7 protein-coding genes are annotated in these 7,268 nt (G+C 59.6%); 5 read left to right on the forward strand and 2 right to left on the reverse strand.

Going from position 1 to position 7,268, the window contains the following annotated elements; all coding sequences use genetic code 11:
* Positions 1-59: 59 nt before the first annotated feature.
* Positions 60-827, reverse strand: coding sequence for a hydroxyacylglutathione hydrolase (gloB, locus tag KL786_RS18885; RefSeq protein ID WP_215518591.1), 768 nt, complete (start codon positions 825-827; stop codon positions 60-62).
* Positions 828-892: 65 nt separating this feature from the next.
* Between gloB and KL786_RS18890 the strand changes: the two genes are divergently transcribed.
* The gene (locus tag KL786_RS18890) at positions 893-1,651 is read left to right on the forward strand and encodes a class I SAM-dependent methyltransferase (RefSeq protein WP_215518592.1); all 759 of its coding nucleotides are present in this window, start codon (positions 893-895) and stop codon (positions 1,649-1,651) included.
* 85 nt (positions 1,652-1,736) lie between these two features.
* Positions 1,737-2,189 (forward strand): ribonuclease HI, encoded by a 453-nt coding sequence (rnhA, locus tag KL786_RS18895; protein WP_010171667.1) that lies wholly within the window; start codon positions 1,737-1,739, stop codon positions 2,187-2,189.
* 3 nt (positions 2,190-2,192) lie between these two features.
* On the opposite strand, the gene KL786_RS18900 is transcribed toward rnhA, so the two are convergent.
* Entirely contained in the window at positions 2,193-3,083 is an 891-nt protein-coding gene (locus KL786_RS18900) for a glycerophosphodiester phosphodiesterase family protein (protein ID WP_353844676.1), read from the reverse strand.
* A gap of 268 nt (positions 3,084-3,351) precedes the next feature.
* On the opposite strand from KL786_RS18900, the gene dnaQ reads away from it, so the two are divergent.
* The 3 genes from dnaQ to KL786_RS18915 all read left to right on the forward strand — a co-directional run bounded on the left by dnaQ (position 3,352) and on the right by KL786_RS18915 (position 7,115).
* Positions 3,352-4,092 carry a DNA polymerase III subunit epsilon gene (gene dnaQ, locus KL786_RS18905; protein ID WP_162237649.1) on the forward strand — a complete coding sequence of 247 codons (741 nt, stop codon included), beginning with the start codon at positions 3,352-3,354 and terminating at the stop codon, positions 4,090-4,092.
* A gap of 195 nt (positions 4,093-4,287) precedes the next feature.
* Entirely contained in the window at positions 4,288-6,543 is a 2,256-nt protein-coding gene (locus tag KL786_RS18910) for an Orn/Lys/Arg family decarboxylase (RefSeq protein ID WP_032861209.1), read from the forward strand.
* A gap of 8 nt (positions 6,544-6,551) precedes the next feature.
* A complete protein-coding gene (locus KL786_RS18915) occupies positions 6,552-7,115 on the forward strand; it encodes a GNAT family N-acetyltransferase (protein WP_032861208.1) in 564 nt (187 codons plus the stop codon).
* Positions 7,116-7,268: the final 153 nt, after the last annotated feature.

The raw sequence follows: 7,268 nt of genomic DNA on the forward strand, positions 1-7,268 counted from the left end.
CTAGAAAGCGCTTCGGTTCCGGTCAACCACTCAGAAATTTTGTATCAGAACCTGTCTGCTTAGAACGTATCTTTCCAAGCGCGCAAGCTAGCAAACACCTCGCTCCCAGAGCGGTTATCGCGGCCATTCCGCTCGTCCGCTTTTTGTTTAACGGATGTTTCAGCGGTGCGCAAAAAAGGGTTGGTCAGTTTTTCCAGGGCCAGGGTCGAGGGCAGAGTCATCTTGCCGCCTGCCCGGAGTTGGCTGACTTTTGCCACCCGTTCGGCAATATCGGTGTTATCCGGTTCCACGGCCTGGGCAAAACGCAGGTTACTTTGTGTGTATTCGTGGGTGCAGTAGACCAGCGTGTCGGCCGGCAGGGCGGCCAGGCGCTCAAGGGAGTTGTACATCTGCTTCGGTGTGCCTTCGAACAAGCGTCCGCAACCGGCGGCGAACAGCGTATCGCCGCAGAACAGCAAGCCATGATGATAAAAGGCTATATGCCCGAGGGTATGGCCCGGTACGGCGAGCACGTCGAAGTCCCAGCCCAGCACCTCGATCTGGTCGTTATCGTTGAGCGCAACATCACGGGCCGGGATCTTTTCGTTGGCCGGGCCATAGACCGTGGCGCCTGAGACTTGCTTGAGCTGTTCGACCCCGCCCACGTGGTCAGGATGATGGTGAGTTACCAGGATGTCGCTGAGGGTCCAGTCCGGGTGCTGTGCAAGCCACGCCAGCACGGGCGCGGCATCGCCGGGGTCGACCACCGCGCAACGATGGCTGCGATGGTCTTGTAACAACCAGATGTAGTTATCGGTGAAGGCGGGCAGGGCACTGATCTGTATCATTCTTCTATTCGCCAAGCTGAACACATTGGTGCATCTTAGAACGTCTTGGCGAGTTGGAGAATGCAATGACTGATAAAGCGTTCGCCCAGGCCGATCCCGAATGGCTGGCCTTGATCAGCGCAGCCCGTGAATGGCTGTCCGGGCCGATCGGGCAATTTCTGCTGGAACAAGAGCGGTTGATGCTTGAAGAAGAGCTGGAGCGCTTCTTCGGTGGCTACCTGGTGCATTACGGCCCATCGGCCCAGACACCGCCGCCCGCGCGCCAGGTGCAGCGCAATGTACGCCTGGGCGCGCCGTTGCCCGGGGTCGAGATTGTGTGCGAGGAACAGGCCTGGCCCTTGAGCGAGCACGCGGCCGATGTGGTGGTGATGCAGCATGGCCTGGATTTCTGCCTGTCACCCCACGGGTTGCTGCGTGAAGCGGCCAGCGCCGTGCGTCCTGGCGGCCATTTATTGATCGTCGGCATCAACCCCTGGAGTTCATGGGGCCTGCGGCACGTCTTTGCCCATGACGCATTGAGCCAGGCCCGCTGCATCTCGCCTTCGCGGGTCAGCGACTGGTTGAACCTGCTGGGCTTCGCGCTGGAGAAACGCCGCTTCGGGTGCTATCGTCCGCCGCTTGCCTCGCCCAAGTGGCAGGGCCGTTTGGCTGGCTGGGAGCGCAAGGCCGGTGCCTGGCAGTTGTCCGGTGGCGGTTTCTACCTGCTGGTGGCCCGCAAGATCGTGGTCGGGTTGCGGCCGGTGAGCCAGGTCCGGCGCGAGCCCATGGGTAAACTGGTGCCGATGCCCCTGGCCAAGGTCAACCGTCGCTCCAGCGAGCCATAAATCACTTTTCTGGAATTTTGGTCGTAGTGTTCGACCTCGGGAGCTGCCGGTCGATTGCCGGCAACCCGCTTTGATGGATAGCGTAATGACCGATAGCGTAGAACTCTTTACCGACGGCGCCTGCAAGGGCAATCCTGGTCCGGGCGGCTGGGGCGCCTTGCTGGTGTGCAAGGGCGTGGAGAAGGAGCTGTGGGGCGGCGAAGCCAATACCACCAACAACCGCATGGAGCTGATGGGCGCCATTCGCGGCCTCGAAGAACTCAAGCGCCGCTGCGATGTGCTGCTGGTGACGGACTCGCAATACGTCATGAAAGGCATCAACGAGTGGATGGTCAACTGGAAAAAGCGCGGCTGGAAAACCGCTGCCAAGGAGCCGGTGAAGAACGCTGACCTGTGGCAGTTGCTGGATGAGCAGTGCAACCGCCACAACATCACCTGGAAATGGGTGCGCGGGCACATCGGCCATCCAGGCAACGAGCGGGCCGACCAGTTGGCCAATCGTGGCGTGGATGACGTGCGCGGCTACAAGCAGAGCTGACCGTCAGTTACACCGCAGCGGCCATTCGAGCCGCTGCTTCACGCCTTGCATCGTGCGAGGCGAATCCACCAGCACCGCGTCGACGTTCAGGCACGCCGCAGCCCGATAGTCTTCCTCACTGTTAACGCCAATCGTCAGGATATTCACCTTGCCCTTGGACTGGAAACAGTCGATGGCCTGGGGCGTCCACAACTTGGCATTGACTGCTGAACGTGCCTCTCCAAGGGTAAAGGTTTCCACCAGATCGACCTTGCGCTGATATTCAAACGCTACCCAGCTCCCCATTTGTGGTGCCGGTTGGCAATTGTGGGCCAGGGCGACACTGGCCAGGCGGTCGCGGGTCTGATCCCGGGATTCAAACAGGCGGGCCTTTGGGTACTGCGCGAAAGCCTGCTGGTAGCTGGCATCCGTGGAGTAAATCAGCACTCGGTCCCATGCCTGGTTGCGTTCCAGTACTTGCGCCACCGCCTTGGCCTGGGTGTCGGCAGGCAGGGCCTTCATGTCGAGGATGATCGTAATATTGGCTGGAACGGCCGCCAACGCTTGCTGCAATGACGGCAACGTCACCGGATGCTGGCGATAAGGAAATAGTACCTGGCCATTGGCCGCATCCTGTTTGAACTGCCAGCCGGCATTGAGCTGTTGCAACTGGGCCAGGGTTTTCTCGGCCACCGCGCCCGAACCGTTGGTGTTGGCGCTCAGGTCTGCCGGCCGGTACAGCACGGGGATCTGGTCACGGCTCAGTTGTACCGTGAGCCAAAGCATATCGACGTTATTGCGCAGGGCATTGTCGATTGCCAGCAAGGTGTTCTCGGGAAAGTCAGCAGTGCCTCCTCGGTGGGCGACAATCAGTGGCAGTTGCCCGGCCGAAGTGTCGGTGGAGGGCTGGGACACGCACCCCCCAAGAAGCAGGCTGCTAATCAGTAGGGCGATGGCATGGCGAGTTTCAATCATCTGGATGTTGGCGCTCTTTGGTGTGGGGTAAACGGGCAATCATCGACTTATTGGATAAACGAAGGGAATTGATCGCTAATTAATACCTTACCGGTTTTTCCCAAAACCCATCGGCTGTCGTCGGCCGTTGCCGCCACGGGGTTATAGAGCGTGCTAATATCCCGCCCCTTGAAATACACACACCGTTGAGAGCTGAACCCTGATGGCCATCCGATCTGTTGTACTCGATACCGAAACCACCGGCATGCCGGTGACCGATGGTCACCGGATCATTGAAATCGGTTGTGTCGAGTTGATGGGCCGCCGCCTCACCGGTCGGCATTTCCACGTGTATCTGCAACCCGACCGGGAAAGTGACGAAGGCGCGATTGGCGTCCACGGCATTACCAACGAGTTCCTGGTGGGCAAGCCGCGCTTTGCGGAAGTTGCCGATGAGTTTTTCGAGTTCATCAACGGCGCGCAACTGATTATCCATAACGCGGCGTTCGACGTTGGCTTCATCAACAACGAATTCGCCCTGATGGGCCAGGCGGATCGCGCTGACATCACCCGTCATTGCTCGATCCTCGATACCCTGATGATGGCCCGTGAGCGCCACCCGGGCCAGCGCAACAGCCTCGATGCCTTGTGCAAGCGTTATGGGGTCGACAACTCCGGCCGTGAATTGCACGGCGCCTTGCTTGACTCCGAGATCCTGGCGGACGTCTACCTGACCATGACCGGTGGGCAGACCAGCCTGTCCCTGGCGGGTAACGCCTCCGATGGCAACGGTTCGGCAGAAGGCTCGGGCAACCGGCCTTCGGAAATCCGCCGCCTGCCGGCTGATCGCAAAGCCACCACCATCATCCGCGCCAGCGAGCAGGACATGGCCGAGCACGCGGCACGCCTGGAAGCCATCGCCAAGTCGGCGGGTGCGCCAGCCTTGTGGACCCAACTGACCCAGCACTAATTGCGGTCAAAAATGTAGGAGCGGGCTTGCCCGCGATTGCGGTGTGACAGTCAGCGCATTCGTTACTGGTCCACCGCTATCGCGGGCAAGCCCGCTCCCACACAAGCCCATTCCTACATTAGTTATTATCTTCATTCGCCACATTCGCTCCCAGCTTCTACCCTGAGTACATCGCCCTCAGGACGCCAAGCCCTCATGTACAAAGACCTGAAGTTCCCCATCCTGATCGTGCACCGCGACATCAAGGCTGACACCGTTGCAGGTGATCGGGTCCGAGGAATCGCCCGGGAATTGGAGCAAGAGGGTTTCAGCATTTTTTCCGCCATGGATTACGCCGAAGGCCGGTTGGTGGCCTCGACCCATCATGGCTTGGCATGCATGTTGATCGCCGCTGAAGGCGCCGGGGAAAATACCCATCTGCTGCAAAATATGGTGGAGCTGATCCGCCTGGCACGCCTGCGTGCGCCCAACCTGCCGATCTTTGCCCTGGGTGAGCAAGTCACTCTGGAAAATGCCCCGGCCGATGCCATGAGCGAGCTCAACCAACTGCGTGGCATTCTCTACCTGTTTGAAGATACCGTGCCGTTCCTGGCCCGGCAGGTGGCCCGCGCGGCGCGTACTTACCTTGATGGCCTGTTGCCGCCATTCTTCAAGGCCCTGGTGCAGCACACGGCTGATTCCAATTATTCCTGGCACACCCCAGGGCACGGTGGTGGCGTTGCCTATCGCAAAAGCCCGGTGGGGCAGGCGTTTCATCAGTTCTTCGGGGAGAACACCCTGCGTTCTGACTTGTCAGTGTCGGTGCCGGAGCTGGGCTCGTTGCTGGATCACACCGGCCCCTTGGCCGAAGCCGAAGCCCGCGCGGCCCGTAACTTTGGTGCTGACCACACGTTCTTCGTGATCAATGGCACGTCTACCGCGAACAAAATTGTCTGGCACTCCATGGTCGGGCGCGATGATCTGGTGCTGGTGGATCGCAACTGCCATAAGTCGGTGTTGCACTCGATCATCATGACCGGGGCGATCCCGCTGTACTTGTGCCCGGAGCGCAATGAGCTGGGGATCATCGGCCCGATTCCACTGACGGAATTCAGCCGCGAGTCGATTCGCGCGAAGATCCAGGCCAGCCCCTTGACCCGTGGTCGCGAACCCAAGGTCAAGCTCGCGGTGGTGACCAACTCGACCTATGACGGCCTGTGTTACAACGCCGAGTTGATCAAGCAGCAATTGGGCAACAGTGTCGAAGTGCTGCACTTTGACGAGGCCTGGTACGCCTATGCCGCCTTCCACGAGTTTTTCGCCGGGCGCTATGGCATGGGTACCTCGCGTACGCCCGACAGCCCGCTGGTGTTCACCACGCACTCGACGCACAAATTGTTGGCGGCATTCAGCCAGGCCTCGATGATCCATGTACAGGACGGTGGGGCGCGGCAACTGGATCGTGATCGCTTCAATGAGGCGTTCATGATGCATATCTCTACCTCGCCGCAGTACAGCATCATCGCCTCCCTGGACGTGGCATCGGCCATGATGGAAGGACCGGCAGGGCGCTCGCTGCTCCAGGAAATGTTCGATGAGGCCCTGAGCTTTCGCCGGGCCCTGGCCAATCTGCGCCAGCATATCGCCGCCGATGATTGGTGGTTCTCCATCTGGCAACCGCCTTCGGTGGCCGGTATCGACCGGGTCGCGACGGCTGACTGGTTGTTGCAGCCGGAAGCAGACTGGCATGGCTTTGGGGATATCGCCGAAGACTATGTGTTGCTCGACCCGATCAAGGTCACCCTGGTCATGCCCGGCCTGACAGCGGGTGGCGCTTTGAGTGACTGCGGGATTCCGGCGGCGGTGGTCAGCAAATTCCTTTGGGAACGTGGCCTGGTCGTAGAAAAGACCGGGCTGTATTCGTTCCTGGTGCTGTTCTCCATGGGTATTACCAAAGGTAAGTGGAGTACCCTGCTGACGGAATTGCTGGAGTTCAAGCGCAGTTACGACGCCAATACCAGCCTGGCCAGTTGCCTGCCGTCGGTATTCCAGCAAGGTCCGGCACGCTATCAGGGCCTGGGTTTGCAGGATTTGTGCGACCAGTTGCATGGCTGCTATCGCAGTAATGCCACGGCCAAGCACCTCAAGCGCATGTACACCGTTTTGCCTGAAATCGCGATGAAACCGGCCGATGCCTATGACCAACTGGTCCGTGGCGAGGTCGAGGCGGTCTCCATCGATGCCTTGCCAGGGCGTATCGCTGCCGTGATGCTGGTGCCTTATCCGCCGGGTATTCCGCTGATCATGCCGGGGGAGCGCTTTACTGAATCGACGCGTTCGATCATCGACTACCTGGCCTTTGCCCGGGAGTTCGATAGCAGTTTCCCCGGGTTTGTCGCCGATGTGCATGGGTTACAACACGAAGACGACGGCAGCGGTCGTTGTTACACCGTCGATTGCATCAAGTGTTAAGGAAGGTTATGCAAGCTGTAGTGAATCCGAAGTACCCGGGGCTCAGTGTGCGAGTCGCCGACGAGGGATTTGACGCCTACGTATGGGGTAATGATTTCAGCTTTGAGGTGTGCGTGTACGGCACGCCAGAACTGGGCAAGCCCGTCGATCAGTGGGCGGTGGAGCAGATCCTGCCGTATCGCAAATGCTACGGTATCGATCCCGAGGAGTTCGCCAGCTATCGCGATGCCGCCGACAGTGCGGTGTTCATGGCTTACCTGGATGATCGTCCGGTCGGCCATATCGTCGTCAGTACCAACTGGAACGGGTATGCCCATGTTGATGAGCTGGCGGTGGTGCTGCCGGCCCGCCGACATGGTGTGGCCAAGGCCTTGCTGGATGTGGCGCAATTCTGGAGCCGCAAGAAAAACCTGCCGGGGATGATGCTGGAGACCCAGAACAACAACCTGGGCGCGTGCCGGCTATACGAGCGCAGCGGCTATGTGATGGGTGGCATCGACCACCTGCGTTATCGCGGGATTGACCCGCAGACGCGGGAAGTGGCGATTTTCTGGTATCGCTTGTTCAACTGAGTTGCAGCTGTGGCAAGGGGCCCTGTAGGAGCGAGCTTGCTCGCGAAAAACGTCAACGATAACGCATCGTTTGCAGGGTAACCGCGCAGCTCTCAAGTTTTTCGCGAGCAAGCTGAACTGGTCCAGTAATTTCGGACATTCTTTTCGGTTCTC

The sequence above is a fragment of the Pseudomonas sp. TAE6080 genome (genome assembly GCF_018732265.1).
Classification (GTDB): domain Bacteria; phylum Pseudomonadota; class Gammaproteobacteria; order Pseudomonadales; family Pseudomonadaceae; genus Aquipseudomonas; species Aquipseudomonas brenneri.

What these genes read in the sequence shown, in the direction of transcription:
- gloB (WP_215518591.1), bottom strand. Translation starts at nt 827, where the DNA reads ATGATACAGATCAGTGCCCTGCCCGCCTTCACCGATAACTACATCTGG.
- KL786_RS18890 (WP_215518592.1), top strand. Translation starts at nt 893, where the DNA reads ATGACTGATAAAGCGTTCGCCCAGGCCGATCCCGAATGGCTGGCCTTG.
- rnhA (WP_010171667.1), top strand. Translation starts at nt 1,737, where the DNA reads ATGACCGATAGCGTAGAACTCTTTACCGACGGCGCCTGCAAGGGCAAT.
- KL786_RS18910 (WP_032861209.1), top strand. Translation starts at nt 4,288, where the DNA reads ATGTACAAAGACCTGAAGTTCCCCATCCTGATCGTGCACCGCGACATC.
- KL786_RS18915 (WP_032861208.1), top strand. Translation starts at nt 6,552, where the DNA reads ATGCAAGCTGTAGTGAATCCGAAGTACCCGGGGCTCAGTGTGCGAGTC.